This window comes from Actinoplanes nipponensis, from assembly GCF_016862275.1.
GTDB classification, from domain to species: Bacteria; Actinomycetota; Actinomycetes; order Mycobacteriales; family Micromonosporaceae; genus Actinoplanes; species Actinoplanes nipponensis.
Genome location: NZ_BOMQ01000043.1, coordinates 39,022 through 52,402, shown reverse-complemented (window position 1 = coordinate 52,402; position 13,381 = coordinate 39,022). Strand labels below are relative to the sequence as shown.

Below are 13,381 nucleotides of genomic sequence, written 5' to 3'. Positions count from 1 at the left end.
TCCGTACTATTCGGACACAAGGCGGCCGGTCGCGCCCCGGAAACGGTGCGGGTTACGCCGGTCAGGCGGGGCTTCGGCGCAGCGCGAAGCGGGCGTGGGTCAGCCCGTCCACGCTCCGGATGGCCATCGCGTCGCACAGCTGCTGGACCAGCCACAGGCCCATGCCACCGATCCGGCCGGAGCGCGGCGGCAGGTATCCGGCCAGCGGGTCGGGCGGCACCGCGCCGTCGTCGGTGACCTCGCAGACCACCGCCTCCTCGGTCAGCCAGACGCGCAGCTCCCGCCGCTCGCCGCCGTGCCGGATGCCGTTCGTGGCGACCTCGCTCAGCGCGAGCAGGAGGTTCTCCAGGCGCTCCGGCGGCAGCCAGCCCTCCGCGGCGGCCCGGGCCCGAACCTGCGCGCGCAGGTCGGCCACGGTGTCGTGCACCGGTACGGCGATGACGGGCTCCCCGGCGACCGGGTACGGCGGCTCGGGCACCGCGGCCAGCAACCGCTCGGGCGGCTCGTAGCCCGCGCTCTCCCGCCAACCGCCGTCGTGCAGCCGCGGGTGGGTGCGCAGCGCCGTCCGGATCGTGTCCGCCGGCAGCGCCCGCCGGTCGTACGGGCAGAGCAGGTGCCCCGGCAACCCGGCCAGTGACCGGTTGAGCGCTGACTCGAAGCGCACCCAGGTCTGCGTGCCGTGCGCGGGCGAGGTGTGCCCGACCAGGCGCATGAACGGTCGGCCGCCGGCCGCCGCGGCGCGCAACAGCTGGGCCCAGCCGGCGATGGTTTTCACCGGGCGGACGTACCACTCCTCGGCCGCCAGGAACCGCACCTCGGCGGCATCGTCGGCCAGCGCGTCGCGCAGCAGGCCGGTGGACCGGGCGTCCGCCGCGACCGCCACGGCCTCGTCGCGGGCCAGTCCGTCGCGGACGAAGGCCGCGAGGGCGCTGCCGTAGGCGGATTCGGAGTCGTAGAAGAGGGCCGAGTGGGTGAAACCCGGTCGCACGTCGGCGGCTGTGCCGCTGTCCTGCACCTGGCCACTTCCGAGCACCGCTGATCGACCACGGTAACACCGGCGGCGTCGGGCGTTGGACGCCGATCGTGGCTGGTGCATCACTGCGAGTGAACGGCGGCAGCGTTATACGTGAAACCCGTCATGCGGGTGGGCCGGTCCGGTCCACACTGGGCCGGTTCAACCAACGTGGAGGTGAGTGGTGTCGGGTACGGGGACCAGCGCGCTGGCCGAGGTCGTCGGCGGCGGGCCGATGCGGACCGGCGGGCCGCCACCGGCGAACGACATGACGGCCATCCTCGCCGCCGCCCAGCACCGGGCGGGGCCACCCCTCAAGATCCGTAGGCACGAGTCCGAGGACGGCCCGGCCTACTGGCGCTGGGACTGCGACAGCTGCGGCGAGTACGGCGGCGGCCGGCACCACAGCGACGCGATCACCCGCGCGATGCGGCACTGCGGGGAGCACCCGGAGCACCGCTCGTCCCTGCTGCCGCCGTCGCGCTGCCGCGAGCGGGACCACCGGCTGGCGGTGCACCCCATGCTCTTCGCGCTCGACGACGACCCGCCGCCGGAGCCGCTCGCGAGCTGAGCGGCCCCGGAAGGCGAAGATCACTGCTGCTGGGTGTCGCCCTCGCCGGTGCGGGCCTGCGCCTGGTCCACACCCTTGTCGATCTGGTCCGAGTACTTGTTGCCGGTGCGGTCGTCGATCTGGTCACCGGCCTTGTCGAGGCCCTTGTCGACCTGCTCGTCGTGCTGGTCGGCGAAGTCCTTGGCCTTGTCCATGAAACCCATGTCAGTTCCTTCCGGTCGGTACGGACGGGTTGCCCGGACCCACCGGCGGCAAACCTCAGGCGCGGGTGTCCCCGTCGCCGGTGCGCTTCTGCGCCTCGTCCACGCCCTTGTCGATCTGGCCGGTGTACTTGTGGCCGGTGCGCTTGTCGACCTCGTCGCCGACCTTCTCGAGAAGCTGGTCGACCTGCTTGTCGTGCTTGTCGGCGAACTCCTTCGCCTGGTCCAGGAAACTCATCGGACCCCCCTCTTCGCGCTCAGCACCTCGGCGATCCGGGCCACCCGCGGGTCGGCCAGGACCTGCTCCAGGCTAGCCGTCAGCGGGATCCGCCAGTTGGGGTACTCGTCGGTGGTGCCCGGCAGGTTCGGCTGGCGCAGCTCGCCCAGCACGTCGTAGAGCGAGGCCGTGACGAACCGGCTGGGCGTGCGGGCCAGGAACTCGTGCATCGCCACGATGATCTCGTCCACCGGGGTGTCCGGGGTGATCAGCCCCTCCTCGGTGAGCCGGAACAGCAGCTGGGCCCGGTCCTTGTCGGCGAACTCCTGCTCGGCCTCGACCGGCCCGGCCAGCTGCCCCAGCTCGGCGCGGACCCGGACCTGCTCGCCGACCAGGAAGCCGGCCGCGGTCGGCAGGTCATGGGTGGAGATCGTGGCCAGCGCGTTGCGGGGGTAGTCGGCGGCGGGCAGATAGCCCTCGGCCGGGTCGTCGTAGTCGCGGGTGAACCACAGCACGGCCGAGCCCAGCATGTTCATGCGCTCCAGGGTCTGCGTGACCACCGGCAGCACGGTGCCGAGATCCTCGCCGATCACCACCGCGCCGGCCCGGTGCGCCTCGAGCGCCAGGATGCCGAGCATCGCCTCGGGGTCGTAGTGCACGTACGTGCCCTCGGCCGCGCCCATGCCCGGCGGCACCCACCAGAGCCGCCACAGCCCGGCCACGTGGTCGACCCGCAGGCCGCCGGCGCGCCGGAAGATCCGCTGCAGCATGTCCCGGTACGCGGCGTAGCCGGTCTCGATGAGCTGGTCGGGGCGCCACGCGGCCAGCCCCCAGTCCTGCCCGAGCTGGTTGAACGCGTCCGGCGGGGCGCCGGTGTGCACCCCGGCGGCGAGCACGTCCTGCAGCAGCCAGCCGTCCGCGCCGCTGGGGTCGATGCCGACGGCGAGGTCGTGCACGATGCCGATCGGCATGCCGGCCTCCCGCGCGGCCCGGTTGGCCGCGCCGAGCTGGGCCTCGAGCAGCTGCTGGAGCCAGACGTGGAAGGCGACCCGGTCGCCGCCGCGGGCGGCCAGCACCGCGGGGGAGTCGGGGCGCCGCAGCTCGGCCGGCCACTGCTGCCAGTTCGGCCCGTGCAGCTCGGCCAGCGCGCAGAAGGTCGCGAAGTCGGTCAGCCCGGGGTCGGCGTCCAGGTCCACCTCCCCGGCCAGCGGCCAGAGCAGCTCCAGGGCGGCCCGCTTGGCCTGCCAGACGGCGGTGTAGTCGATCAGGCCGTCGGCCGTCGGCCGCGGGCGCAGGGCGTCGACCTGTTCCCGCACCGGCGCGTCGGCCCGGCGGTACGCGTCGGTGTCGGCCACCCGCAGGTACAGCGGGTTGGCGAACCGGCGGCTCGACGGCGAGTACGGCGACGCCGGCACCGGCAGCGTCGGGGTGATCGCGTGCAGCGGGTTGAGCAGGACCAGCCCGGCGCCGTGGCTGCCCTCGACGAAGGTCCGCAGGTCACCGAGGTCGCCGATGCCCCACGAGGCGGCCGAGTGCAGCGCGTACAGCTGGAGCATCCAGCCCCAGGCCTGCGGCGGCTCGGGCAGCTCGGTGGGCACCACGACCAGCGTCACGTCCTGCTCGCCGGTGACCAGCCGGTGCCAGCCCAGCGGCAGGTCCGTGGGGAGCTGCCCGTCGACGCTCACCCGGGAGCCGTCCTCGAGGTGGACCGTGCCGGTGAGGGGCTTGCTGCTGCCCTGGCGGACAACCACCGTGCCGGGCAGCCGGTGCTGTTCCCGGGCGGTCCGGATCGCGGCCAGCTCGCGGGCGATCGACGCCGGGGAGCCGGCGTCGACGCCGAGCAGGCGCAGGACGCCGATCACCGACTCCGCCGACACGTCCTTGCGCTCGCGATGCCAGTCCTCGTACCAGGTGGCCACCCCGTGCGCCTCGGCCAGAGCAGTCAGATCCGCGTCCATCCCCGTCCCCTCAGTCGACTCCGCTGGGTCATACCCTGCCCTGCCGGGGGGTAGTCCGGCCAAGCGGGTCTTGCGGGTGTCCGCCAAGATGGACCGCATGTCTTCTGCAGTGAAATGGTGGTCACGGCTCAGCGCCGCCGTGACGGGCGCCGTCCTGACGCTGGTGATCCCGGTGCACGCCTGGGCGGCCGGCAACGGCTCGGCCGAGCTGGCGGTCGAGGCGGCGCGCTCCCGGCGCCGCCGCGGCGGCTTCGGCTTCTTCCCCATCGTGGGCGGCCTGTGCTGCCTGCTCGTGGTGGCCGGCATCGTGCTGGCGATCGTCCTGATTTCCCGGAACCGCAAACGGCGCTGAGCCCACCCCCCTAGCTTTGAGGGGTGGGTATCCGGGCGAAAGCGATCGCGCTGGGCACGGGGATCGCCGCCGTCTGCACAGTGCCCCTGGTCATCACCGTAACCGCCGACGCGGCGCCGGACGTGCTGCTCTCCAAGGGCCGTCCGGTCGTCGCGTCGGCGGCGTCCGGGGCCGCGCAGGACGCCGCCCGGGCCGTGGACGGCTATGCCGGCACCCGCTGGACGGCGGGCGCGGCCGGCACCCAGTGGCTGCAGGTCGACCTGGGCCGGGCCCAGCGGGTCAGCCGGGTGCGGCTGCGCTGGGCGGAGGGGTACGCCCGGACGTACCGCGTCCAGGTCTCGGGTGACCAGGCGTCCTGGCGGGACGTCTATCGCACCGCCGGCGGCGACGGCGGCACCGACGACCTCAAGAAGCTCGACGCCGCCGGCCGCTACCTGCGCGTGCTCGCCACCCAGCCCGGCGCGGGCGGCTACTCGCTGTACGAGATGCAGGTCTACGGGCCCGGCCCGGCCGCCCCGGTCGCGGAGCGCGCCGCCGCGGCGCCGGCGTCCCTGCTCGCTGCCGGGCTGAGCAATCCGCGGAAGAAGGCCTTCGCCCTGCAACTGGTCTCCAGCGCGGAGAACTCGACGCTGAACTGGCGCGGCGAGTTCGGCTACCTGGAGGACATCGGCGACGGCCGCGGCTACACCGGCGGCATCGTCGGCTTCTGCTCCGGCACCTCCGACATGCTGGCGCTGGTCACCGAGTACACCCGCCGGGTGCCCGGCAACAAGCTGGCCCGCTACCTGCCGGCCCTGCGCGCCGTCGACGGTTCGGACTCGCACGCCGGTCTCGACCCCGGCTTCCCGGCCGCGTGGCGGGCGGCCGCCGCCGATCCGATGTTCCAGCGGACGCAGGAGGACGAGCGCGACCGGATGTACTTCGCCCCGGCGGTGGCCCTGGCCGCCGCGGACCGGGTCCGCGCGCTGGGCCAGTTCGCCTACTACGACGCCGCCGTGATGCACGGCCAGTCGGGGCTGCGGGCCATCCGCGCCGACGCCATGCGGAAGGCCAGGACGCCCCAGCAGGGCGGCGACGAGACGGTGTGGCTGAGCGCGTTCCTGGACGCCCGGGTCCGCGAGATGCGCACCGAGGAGGCGCACAGCGACGTGACCCGGGTCGAGACCGCCCAGCGGTTGTTCCTGCGCGGCACCAACCTCGACCTCAACGGGCCGCTGAGCTGGCGGGTCTACGGCGACCGCTTCACCACCGGCTGATCAGCGGCCGCCGGGTTTCTTGGCGTCCTTGCCCTTGGCCTTGTCCTGGGGGTCGTCCTTGCCCTGGCTGATCTGGATGCTCACGAAGCCGCCCTTGATCGTCCGGCCCGCCGGCGCGGTGCCGGCCGCCCGGCCCTTGGGGCAGTCCGACGCGGTCTCCGTGCCGGCGCCGACGATGAAGCCCGCGCCCTTGAGCTTGCTGGTCGCCTCGGCGACGCTCAGGCAGGTCACGTCCGGGATCGAACGTTGCTCGCCCTCCGCGATCTTGTCACCGGACGGCTTCTTGAACTGGTCCTTGGGCTTGCCCTTCATGATGTCGTGCATGGTGTTCCACACCGCGGGGTTCACGGTGTCGTGGCTCATCCGGTACGGGTGGTCCTGGTAGTCCGGGTTCACCAGGTAGCCGGCGACCACCATCGAGGTCGTGCCGATGATCAGCGAGGCGGTCTTGTCGTTGTCGGTGGTGCCGGTCTTGCCGAAGATCGGGTGGCCGACGGCGCCGCGCGCGCCGCCGGCGGTGCGGTGGCCCCCGCAGCTGCCCAGCTGGGCCGAGTCGCCGACCGGGCACCGGGCGGCGTCGACCGCCGCGCGGGCGACGTCCGGCCGGGTGGCCTTGCGGCAGTTCGGCTTGCCGACGTCCAGCTTCTCGTTCTTCATCGTGACGATCTGCTCGACCGGCGTGGGCGCGCAGTACTTGCCGTCGGCCGCCAGCGTGGCGTACGCGTTGGCCATCTCCAGCGGCGTCGAGGCGGACACGCCGAGCGTGAACGAACCCCAGTCCTTCGCGTTCTTGGTGGCCAGCTCCTTCTCCCGCGGCGAGCGGAACTGCACGCCGAAACGCTGGGCCACGTCGACCACCTTGTCGGCGCCGACGCTCTCCTCCAGCGGCACGAAGTACGTGTTCACCGAGGACCCGAAACCCGTCCACATGTTGTACGGGCCCTTCTCGCTCTTCGACGCGTTCGTCGGGCAGTAGAACCCGTGGCACTCGGCCGGCGCGGCCCCGTCGCGGTAGCCGGAGACGTAGCGGTACGTGGTGTTGATGGGGTACGCCAGCGGGTAGCCGTTCTCCAGCGCGGCGACCATGGTGAACGCCTTGAACACCGACCCGGCCTGGTAGCCGTTGATGTCGCCGCCCCCGCTCAGCAGCGGGTTGGTGGTGTTCGGGTACGTGCCCCGGATCTTCTTGGCGGCCTTGCGCGGGTCGGAGGACATCTTGTTGTGCGCGTCGTCCAGCTTGTAGCGGCGGTTCGCGGCCAGCGCGCGGACCCGTCCGGTGCCGGGCTGGACGGCGGCCAGCAGAAGCGCGTCGCGGTCGTTGATGCCGGCCTTCTCGGCGATGTTCTCCCGGGCCGCCGCCTGCGCCTTGATGTCCAGCGTGGTGCGGATGCGGTAGCCGCCGCTCTTGAGCCGGCGCTCCCGGTCGTACGGGGTCGGGCCGAACTCCGGCCGGCCGAGCCACCACCGGTAGAAGTAGTCGCAGAAGAAGCCCCAGTGGTTGACCTTCAGGTCGGCGCAGCCGTTGCCGGTGCGCTTGGCCGTGTGGCCGAGCTTGACCGCGGTGGCCGCGGCGGCGTCGGCCGGGGTGACGAAGCCGAGGTCGCGCATGTTGCCGATGACCCAGTTGCGCCGCTGCAGCGCCTTGGGGTAGCCGCCGGTGGTCGTCGGGTCGAAGCCGCTGGGCGCCTTGACCATGCTGGCCAGCAGGGCCGCCTCGGCGATGGTGAGGTTCCGGGGGTGCTTGGAGAAGTAGACCTGGCTGGCCGCGTAGACGCCGTACGCGCCGTTGCCGAACGGGGCGGTGTTGAGGTAGCGCTGGAGGATCTGCTGCTTCGTGAGCTCCTTCTCCAGCTGCATCGCGTACTTCATCTCGGTGACCTTGCGGGTGGTGGTGTCCTCGGTGGCGTCGATGACCTCCTGGGGACTGGTCGCCGAGTAGGCCAGCGACATCTTCACCAGCTGCATGGTCAGGGTCGAGGCGCCCTGCTTGTCGCCGCCCTGCTTGTTGTTGACCAGCGCGCGGACGGAGCCCTTCAGGTCGACGCCGTTGTGCTTGTAGAACTGGTGGTCCTCGGCGGCGACGATCGCGTTCTGCATGTTGACCGAGATGTCCTTGAGCGGGACGTCGCTGCGGAACTCGTCGTAGAAGACCGTGATCGGCGTCTTGTCGTCCGACGCGAAGACCCGGGTCATCTGCGGCGCGGTGGCCTGCTTGAGCTGGCTGGGCAGGCTCGCGAACGCCTCGCCGCCGGCCTTGGCGGCCAGGCCCGACATGGCCACCGCGGGGAAGGCGGCCGCGGCCACCGCGACCCCGGCCAGCAGACCGCAGACCAGCAGCGAGGACACGTTCGTGACGAAGTGGTGGTCGCGTCCGCGCATCAGGGATCCGTTCCGAGGTGAGATGACAATCAATACCGCCCGGGTCGCCGAAGCGGCCCGGGCGGCAGAGTAACGGTTCGCAGCAAACAGGTCAGGCCTTGGTCCACTTCTGGTTGGTGGTGCCGCCGCAGTCCCACAGCTGGAGCTGGGCGCCGTTGGCGCTGTTCCAGTCCTTCACGTCGACGCACCGGTTGGCGGAGACGTTCACCAGGTCGCCCGCGGCCGAGAGGGTGAACCGCTGCACCGGGTTGCCGTTGCAGGTGACCAGCTGGATCGGGGTGCCGTTGGCCAGCGCGCCGCCGGCCGGGTCCATGCACTTGCCCAGGCCGCGCAGGGTGCCGTCGGCGTTCGGCGCCCACTTCTGGGCGTTGCTGCCGTTGCAGTCCCACAGCTGCAGGCGGGCGCCGTCGACCGCGTTGGCGCCCGGGATGTCGATGCAGCGGCCGCTGAAGTTCGACTTGAGCGCCGTGCCGCCGGTGCTGGGCGGCGGGGTGCTGCCGCCGTCGGTCCACGCCGAGACGCGGACGTAGTCGACCAGCATGGTCTGCGGGAAGGACGTGCTGGCGTCGGGGTAGCCGGGCCAGTAGCCGCCGACGGCCACGTTCAGGATCATGAAGAAGTTGTGGTCGAAGACCCACTGGTCGCCGCCCAGGCTGGCCGGCGTGATCCGGAAGTACTCCGCGCCGTCGAGGAACCAGACGATGAGGTTGGGCGACCACTCCACGGCGTACGTGTGGAACGCGTCACCCAGCGCGGCGCCGATCGTCCGGCCGCCGCCGATGCCCTCGGCGCCGGAGTAGCCGGGGCCGTGGACCGTGCCGTGGACGGTGTTCGGCTCCTTGCCGACGTTCTCCATGATGTCGATCTCGCCGGTGGTGGGCCAGTTGCCGCCGCCGAGCATCCAGAACGCCGGCCAGATGCCCTGGCCCTTGGGGATCTTGATGCTGGCCTCGAAGCGGCCGTAGGTCTGGCTGAACTTGTCGGCGGTCAGGATCCGGCCGGACGTGTACTGACAGGTGCCGTAGTGGCACTGGTAGTTGGCCGGGTTCTCCTTGCGGGCGGTGATCGCCAGGTGACCCTGCCCGTCCTGGCGGACGTTGCTCGTCGAGTTGGTGTAGTACTGCTGCTCGTTGTTGCCCCAGCCGCTGCCGCCGATGTCGAACTTCCACTTGCTGGCGTCGATCGGGCTGTTGGCCGCGCCGTTGAACTCGTCCTGCCAGGTGATGCCGCCGATGGCGGCGTCGGCGGTGTCATTGCGGGAGGCGGCCACGAGGCCGCTGGTGAGGGTTGCGGCGACGACTGCCGCCGCGAGGAGTACGCGGGTTTTGCGCATGGGGGATGAGCCTCCGGGGGAAGAGGTTTGTTAACACTTTTAGCAGTGTTTACAGATTGACCGGTGTCAGTCAAGGGAGACTGGTTCCGGAACCCCCGATAACGGTTTTCGGCTCAGACCTTCTTGAACAGGGCGGGCAGCGCGGTCGGCTCCCAGCCCGGCAGCGACGTGTGGGTCTCCAGCACCTGGTAGACCGCGCCCTTGAAGGTCACGCGCTGGCCGGCCACGTAGTCGGTGAACGGCTTCCAGGCGGCGGCGGCCGGCGCCGACGAGGGCGGCGTGGTCGGCGGCGTGGTCGCGGCCGGCGGGGTCGTCGTCGGCGCCGTGGTGGGCGGCTCGGTGGTGGCCGGCGGCTCGGTGGTGGCCGGGGGCTCAGTGGTTGCCGGGGGCTCAGTGGTGGGAGCCGTGGTCGGCGCGGTCGTCGGCGGGGTCGCCGTGGGCGGTGCGGTCGGCTCGGCCGAGGCGTCGGCGCCGGAGAAGCTGACCGCGTCGACCACCATCCGCGCCGGCAGGTCGGCCTCGGCCCGGTCGTCGCCCACGGTCAGGGTCAGCGCCAGCCGGAACGGCTGACCCGTGTCCACGCCGGGCAGCGACTCCTGCCGGACCCGCGCGCCGTCGACGGACAGCACGAACCCGCCCGGCCGCCACTCCACCGCGTACGTGTGGAAGTCGTCGTCGGTGACCGGCTCGGCCAGCACGTTGAGCGCGCCCCCGCCCGGCCGCCCCGCGGCGACCAGCTCGAACGTCGGCTTCAGGCCGGCGCCGGCCGGCGCCTTGATCCGGGCCTCGACCCGGCCGGTGGTGCCGCGCAGCGAGCTCCGGCTGTAGAGCCGCGCCGTGGAGACACCGTCGTCCTCGCCGCGCAGGACGATGACGAGGTGGCCGGCGCCGTCCAGCCGCGCGTTGCGGACGCTCTCGCTGAACTGCACGCCGTTGTCCACCCGGTCGGTGCGCAGCGCCCACTTCGCCGGGTCCACCGTGCTGCCGCGCCGGCCGGAGAAGTCGTCGGCGAAGGCGGGCAGCGACCGGCTCGGCCGGCCGTCGTCGCGGCGGTTGCGCTCCGCGGCGTCCGCCGTGTCGTTACGGGTGGGCAGCCAGACGGCGGTCACCAGCCCGGCGGTCGCGACCACGAACGCGACGACTAGTCGGGGGCGCAGCCACGAGGGCTGCTGCGGCACGCTGTGTCGCGGCACGGGGGAACCTCCGGGGGCAATGATGCTGAAGCGTCAGCAGAGACATAAGAAGATCGGCGGGCAAAGGTCAAGGCGGCGGGGCGGAAATTAAAAAAAGATTCAGGATTGTGGGTCGGTGCGACTCGAAATGCGTACGGCCGTACCGTCGGGTCCGGATTTGATCTCACATGTGTCCGTCAGTTCCCGAACCAGCCAGAGGCCCCAGCCGCCCGGTTGGTCCGGCATGGGCCGCCGTGGGGCCGGCGCGTCGAGACCGGCGCCGTAGTCGCTCACGTCGCAGACGACGGAGCCGTCCGAGGTCCAGAGCGTGAGGTGTCCGGTGCCGCCGCCGTGCCGTACGGCGTTGGTCAGCAACTCGTTGACGGCCACCACGAAGTCGTCCAGCCGTTCGCCGGTCATCCCGGCCGCCTCGGCCCGGGCCGCGACCGTGTGCCGCAGCGGGGTGACCCGGCTGCGGTCGAACGCCTCGGAGATCAGTGGCTCGGTGCCGATGCCTCCGACGGTAGGCGACGTCTGATCATTCCGCTGGGCGAGCGGGTTTGTGGGATCGTCTGGCCATGGCGCAATCGACGGGGCTGCAGAACCCCCTGTGGCGGGCCATCGCGGTGTACCGCATCGCCGCGCTGGTCTATGTGGCGGTGCTGGTGGTCCGCAACGTCGGCGCGTACCAGCGTCCGATGCTGGCCTGGCCGGCGCTCGCGCTGATCGCGGCGTGGACGGTCTTCACCACGTACGCCTACGCCGTGCCGGCCCGGCGCCGGCCCCCGCTGCTGGTCGCCGACCTGCTGGTGACCATGGCGGTGATGACCGCCAGCCTCTGGGTGGTCGGCCGGCCCGGGCTGGAGCGGGGCCTGCCCACCCTGGCCGTGGCCTGGCACGTCGCCCCGGTCATCGCCTGGGCCGTGGCCGGCGGGCGGCGCTGGGGGATCGCCGCGGCGCTCGCCATGGGCGCCACCGACCTGACCGTGCGCGCGCACTACGACCAGGCCGCGTGGACCGGCACGGTGCTGATGGTGCTGGCCGCCACCGCGGTGGGCTACCTGGTCGGCATCGCCGAGGTGTCCCAGCGGCGCCTGGAGCGGGCCATCCAGCTGGAGGCCACCATCCGGGAACGGGAACGGCTGGCCCGCGACATCCACGACTCGGTGCTCCAGGTGCTCGCGCTGGTCAAGCGGCGCGGCGCCGGGCTGGACGGGGAGGCCGGCGAGCTGGCCCGGCTGGCCGGCGAGCAGGAGGCGGCGCTGCGCACGCTGGTGACCGGCCGGTCGGCGGAACCGGTCGACGAGCACGCCGAGGTCGATCTGATGGCGCTGCTCGACCCGTACGCGTCGACCACGGTGTCGGTCGCCGCCCCGGCCGGCGCGGTCCGGCTGCCCTCGCGGGTGGCCACCGGGCTGGCGGCCGCCGTCGGGGCCGCCCTGGACAACGTGGCGCGGCACTGCGAGCCCGGCACCAAGGCCTGGGTGCTGGTCGAGGACGAGCCCGGCGAGGTGACCGTCAGCGTGCGGGACGAGGGCTGCGGCGTCGCGCCCGAGCGGTTCCTGCAGGCGGAGCAGCAGGGGCGGCTGGGCGTCGCCCAGTCCATCCGCGGCCGGATCGCCGACCTGCACGGCACCGTCCGGATCACCTCCGCGCCCGGGCAGGGGACCGAGGTGGAGCTCAGCGTGCCGCGCGCCTCGTTAGGCTGAGCCGGTGACAGACGCACCCAGGACCAGGGTCATGGTCGTCGACGACCATCCGATGTGGCGCGAGGGCGTCAGCCGCGACCTGACCGCGGCCGGCTACGACGTGGTCGCCGCGACCGGCGAGGGCCGCCAGGCGGTGCGGATCGCCGCGGCGGCGCGCCCCGACGTGGTCGTGCTCGACCTGCAGCTGCCGGACGTGTCCGGCGTCGAGGTCATCCACGGGCTGCTGGAGGCGGTGCCCGGGGTCCGGGTGCTGATGCTCTCGGCCAGCGGCGAGCAGCAGAGCGTGCTCGACGCGGTCAAGGCCGGCGCGAGCGGCTACCTGCTGAAGTCGGCGGCCCAGGCCGAGTTCCTGGAGGCGGTCGGCCGCACCGCCGCCGGTGACACCGTCTTCACGGCGGGCCTGGCCGGGCTGGTGCTGGGCGAGTTCCGCCGGCTGGCGGTCGAGCCGCCGGCCGCGGACGGGATGACGCCGAAGCTGACCGAGCGCGAGACCGAGGTGCTGCGGTTGGTGGCCAAGGGTCTGTCGTACCGGCAGATCGCCGACCGGCTCGTCCTCAGCCACCGCACCGTGCAGAACCACGTGCAGAACACGCTCGGCAAGCTCCAGCTGCACAACCGGGTCGAGCTGACCCGGTACGCCATCGAGCAGGGGCTGGACTAGCGGTAGTCGGGCGCCTCGGTCTCGTGCATGGCGAGCTCCTCGGCGCTGGCGCCACCGCCGGAGGCGCCGGCGTCGTAGGCGATGCTGTCGGCCTCGTCGTCGGTGCCGTAGCCCTCGTCGGTCTCCACGAGCCGGCCCACCGGGCGCGGGCTGTCGGCGTCGAGCTGGCCGTCGTCGTAGAGCGACACCGCGGAGTCCGGGTCCGAGGTCGGGCTCGCGCCCCACACGTCCGCGTCGAACTGGCGCTGCTCGGAGGAGTCGACGGTCTCGTCGATCGGGTCCCGGTCGGCCGCCAGCGGGTCCTCCGCGCCGACGTCGGGCTCTTCCTGGCGCAGCCGGTAGTCGAGCGGCTCGCCCCGGCGGGCCTCCTCGGCGGTGTCGCCGTAACGGTTCGACCCGCCCGGGCCGACACCGGCCAGCGCGGCCGGGTCGGCGCCGTCGGCCCACCGGCTGCTCTCCACCGAGTCGTACGCGTTCGAGTCGTCGTCCGCCGTCTCGGGCAGCCCGGAGGCCTCCGGGTCGGACACCTCGGTCGGGTAGTCGTTGTCTCGCATGTCCCGC

14 protein-coding genes are annotated in these 13,381 nt (G+C 72.5%); 5 read left to right on the top strand and 9 right to left on the bottom strand.

Annotated elements, in window-relative coordinates; translation table 11 throughout:
• Nucleotides 1-61: 61 nt before the first annotated feature.
• Entirely contained in the window at nucleotides 62-1,015 is a 954-nt protein-coding gene (locus tag Ani05nite_RS17220) for an anti-sigma factor RsbA family regulatory protein (protein WP_203769465.1), read from the bottom strand.
• Between the two features lie 181 nt (nucleotides 1,016-1,196).
• Between Ani05nite_RS17220 and Ani05nite_RS17215 the strand changes: the two genes are divergently transcribed.
• Nucleotides 1,197-1,583, top strand: coding sequence for a hypothetical protein (locus tag Ani05nite_RS17215; RefSeq protein ID WP_239130088.1), 387 nt, complete (start codon nucleotides 1,197-1,199; stop codon nucleotides 1,581-1,583).
• 20 nt (nucleotides 1,584-1,603) lie between these two features.
• Here the strand turns inward: Ani05nite_RS17215 and Ani05nite_RS17210 are convergent, their stop codons facing one another.
• From Ani05nite_RS17210 to malQ, 3 genes are read right to left on the bottom strand one after another with little or no spacing between them, the layout of a single operon-like run.
• Nucleotides 1,604-1,786: an antitoxin gene (locus Ani05nite_RS17210; RefSeq protein ID WP_203769463.1), complete on the bottom strand. Its 183-nt coding sequence runs from the start codon at nucleotides 1,784-1,786 to the stop codon at nucleotides 1,604-1,606.
• A gap of 55 nt (nucleotides 1,787-1,841) precedes the next feature.
• Nucleotides 1,842-2,021: an antitoxin gene (locus Ani05nite_RS17205; protein WP_203769461.1), complete on the bottom strand. Its 180-nt coding sequence runs from the start codon at nucleotides 2,019-2,021 to the stop codon at nucleotides 1,842-1,844.
• Nucleotides 2,018-3,958: a 4-alpha-glucanotransferase gene (malQ, locus tag Ani05nite_RS17200; RefSeq protein ID WP_203769459.1), complete on the bottom strand. Its 1,941-nt coding sequence runs from the start codon at nucleotides 3,956-3,958 to the stop codon at nucleotides 2,018-2,020. Before malQ ends, Ani05nite_RS17205 begins: the two co-directional genes overlap by 4 nt.
• Before the next feature lie 97 nt (nucleotides 3,959-4,055).
• Between malQ and Ani05nite_RS17195 the strand changes: the two genes are divergently transcribed.
• Together Ani05nite_RS17195 and Ani05nite_RS17185 are read left to right on the top strand one after the other, a co-directional pair.
• A complete protein-coding gene (locus Ani05nite_RS17195) occupies nucleotides 4,056-4,310 on the top strand; it encodes a hypothetical protein (protein WP_203769456.1) in 255 nt (84 codons plus the stop codon).
• A gap of 23 nt (nucleotides 4,311-4,333) precedes the next feature.
• Nucleotides 4,334-5,566, top strand: a complete 1,233-nt coding sequence (locus Ani05nite_RS17185; RefSeq protein WP_239130086.1) for a chitosanase — start codon at nucleotides 4,334-4,336, stop codon at nucleotides 5,564-5,566.
• Here the strand turns inward: Ani05nite_RS17185 and Ani05nite_RS17180 are convergent, their stop codons facing one another.
• The 4 genes from Ani05nite_RS17180 to Ani05nite_RS17165 form a co-directional block, all read right to left on the bottom strand.
• On the bottom strand, nucleotides 5,567-7,945 hold the full coding sequence (locus Ani05nite_RS17180; protein WP_203769454.1) for a transglycosylase domain-containing protein: 2,379 nt from the start codon (nucleotides 7,943-7,945) through the stop codon (nucleotides 5,567-5,569).
• 91 nt (nucleotides 7,946-8,036) lie between these two features.
• Nucleotides 8,037-9,278, bottom strand: a complete 1,242-nt coding sequence (locus Ani05nite_RS17175; protein WP_203769452.1) for a glycoside hydrolase family 16 protein — start codon at nucleotides 9,276-9,278, stop codon at nucleotides 8,037-8,039.
• Nucleotides 9,279-9,391: 113 nt separating this feature from the next.
• Nucleotides 9,392-10,471, bottom strand: coding sequence for a carbohydrate-binding protein (locus Ani05nite_RS17170; RefSeq protein ID WP_203769450.1), 1,080 nt, complete (start codon nucleotides 10,469-10,471; stop codon nucleotides 9,392-9,394).
• A gap of 99 nt (nucleotides 10,472-10,570) precedes the next feature.
• Nucleotides 10,571-10,963, bottom strand: a complete 393-nt coding sequence (locus Ani05nite_RS17165) for an ATP-binding protein (RefSeq protein ID WP_203769594.1) — start codon at nucleotides 10,961-10,963, stop codon at nucleotides 10,571-10,573.
• Between the two features lie 65 nt (nucleotides 10,964-11,028).
• Between Ani05nite_RS17165 and macS the strand changes: the two genes are divergently transcribed.
• Together macS and Ani05nite_RS17155 are read left to right on the top strand one after the other, a co-directional pair.
• Nucleotides 11,029-12,159: a MacS family sensor histidine kinase gene (gene macS, locus Ani05nite_RS17160; RefSeq protein ID WP_203769448.1), complete on the top strand. Its 1,131-nt coding sequence runs from the start codon at nucleotides 11,029-11,031 to the stop codon at nucleotides 12,157-12,159.
• Nucleotides 12,160-12,190: 31 nt separating this feature from the next.
• Nucleotides 12,191-12,820 (top strand): response regulator, encoded by a 630-nt coding sequence (locus tag Ani05nite_RS17155; protein WP_203769592.1) that lies wholly within the window; start codon nucleotides 12,191-12,193, stop codon nucleotides 12,818-12,820.
• Here Ani05nite_RS17155 and Ani05nite_RS17150 read toward each other — a convergent pair.
• Nucleotides 12,817-13,374, bottom strand: coding sequence for a DUF5709 domain-containing protein (locus tag Ani05nite_RS17150; protein ID WP_203769446.1), 558 nt, complete (start codon nucleotides 13,372-13,374; stop codon nucleotides 12,817-12,819). The two genes, Ani05nite_RS17155 and Ani05nite_RS17150, sit on opposite strands and share 4 nt — an antisense overlap.
• Nucleotides 13,375-13,381 lie beyond the last annotated feature (7 nt).

What these genes read in the sequence shown, in the direction of transcription:
- Ani05nite_RS17210 (WP_203769463.1), bottom strand. Translation starts at nt 1,786, where the DNA reads ATGGGTTTCATGGACAAGGCCAAGGACTTCGCCGACCAGCACGACGAG.
- Ani05nite_RS17205 (WP_203769461.1), bottom strand. Translation starts at nt 2,021, where the DNA reads ATGAGTTTCCTGGACCAGGCGAAGGAGTTCGCCGACAAGCACGACAAG.
- malQ (WP_203769459.1), bottom strand. Translation starts at nt 3,958, where the DNA reads ATGGACGCGGATCTGACTGCTCTGGCCGAGGCGCACGGGGTGGCCACC.
- Ani05nite_RS17195 (WP_203769456.1), top strand. Translation starts at nt 4,056, where the DNA reads ATGTCTTCTGCAGTGAAATGGTGGTCACGGCTCAGCGCCGCCGTGACG.
- Ani05nite_RS17180 (WP_203769454.1), bottom strand. Translation starts at nt 7,945, where the DNA reads ATGCGCGGACGCGACCACCACTTCGTCACGAACGTGTCCTCGCTGCTG.
- Ani05nite_RS17175 (WP_203769452.1), bottom strand. Translation starts at nt 9,278, where the DNA reads ATGCGCAAAACCCGCGTACTCCTCGCGGCGGCAGTCGTCGCCGCAACC.
- macS (WP_203769448.1), top strand. Translation starts at nt 11,029, where the DNA reads ATGGCGCAATCGACGGGGCTGCAGAACCCCCTGTGGCGGGCCATCGCG.
- Ani05nite_RS17155 (WP_203769592.1), top strand. Translation starts at nt 12,191, where the DNA reads ATGGTCGTCGACGACCATCCGATGTGGCGCGAGGGCGTCAGCCGCGAC.
- Ani05nite_RS17150 (WP_203769446.1), bottom strand. Translation starts at nt 13,374, where the DNA reads ATGCGAGACAACGACTACCCGACCGAGGTGTCCGACCCGGAGGCCTCC.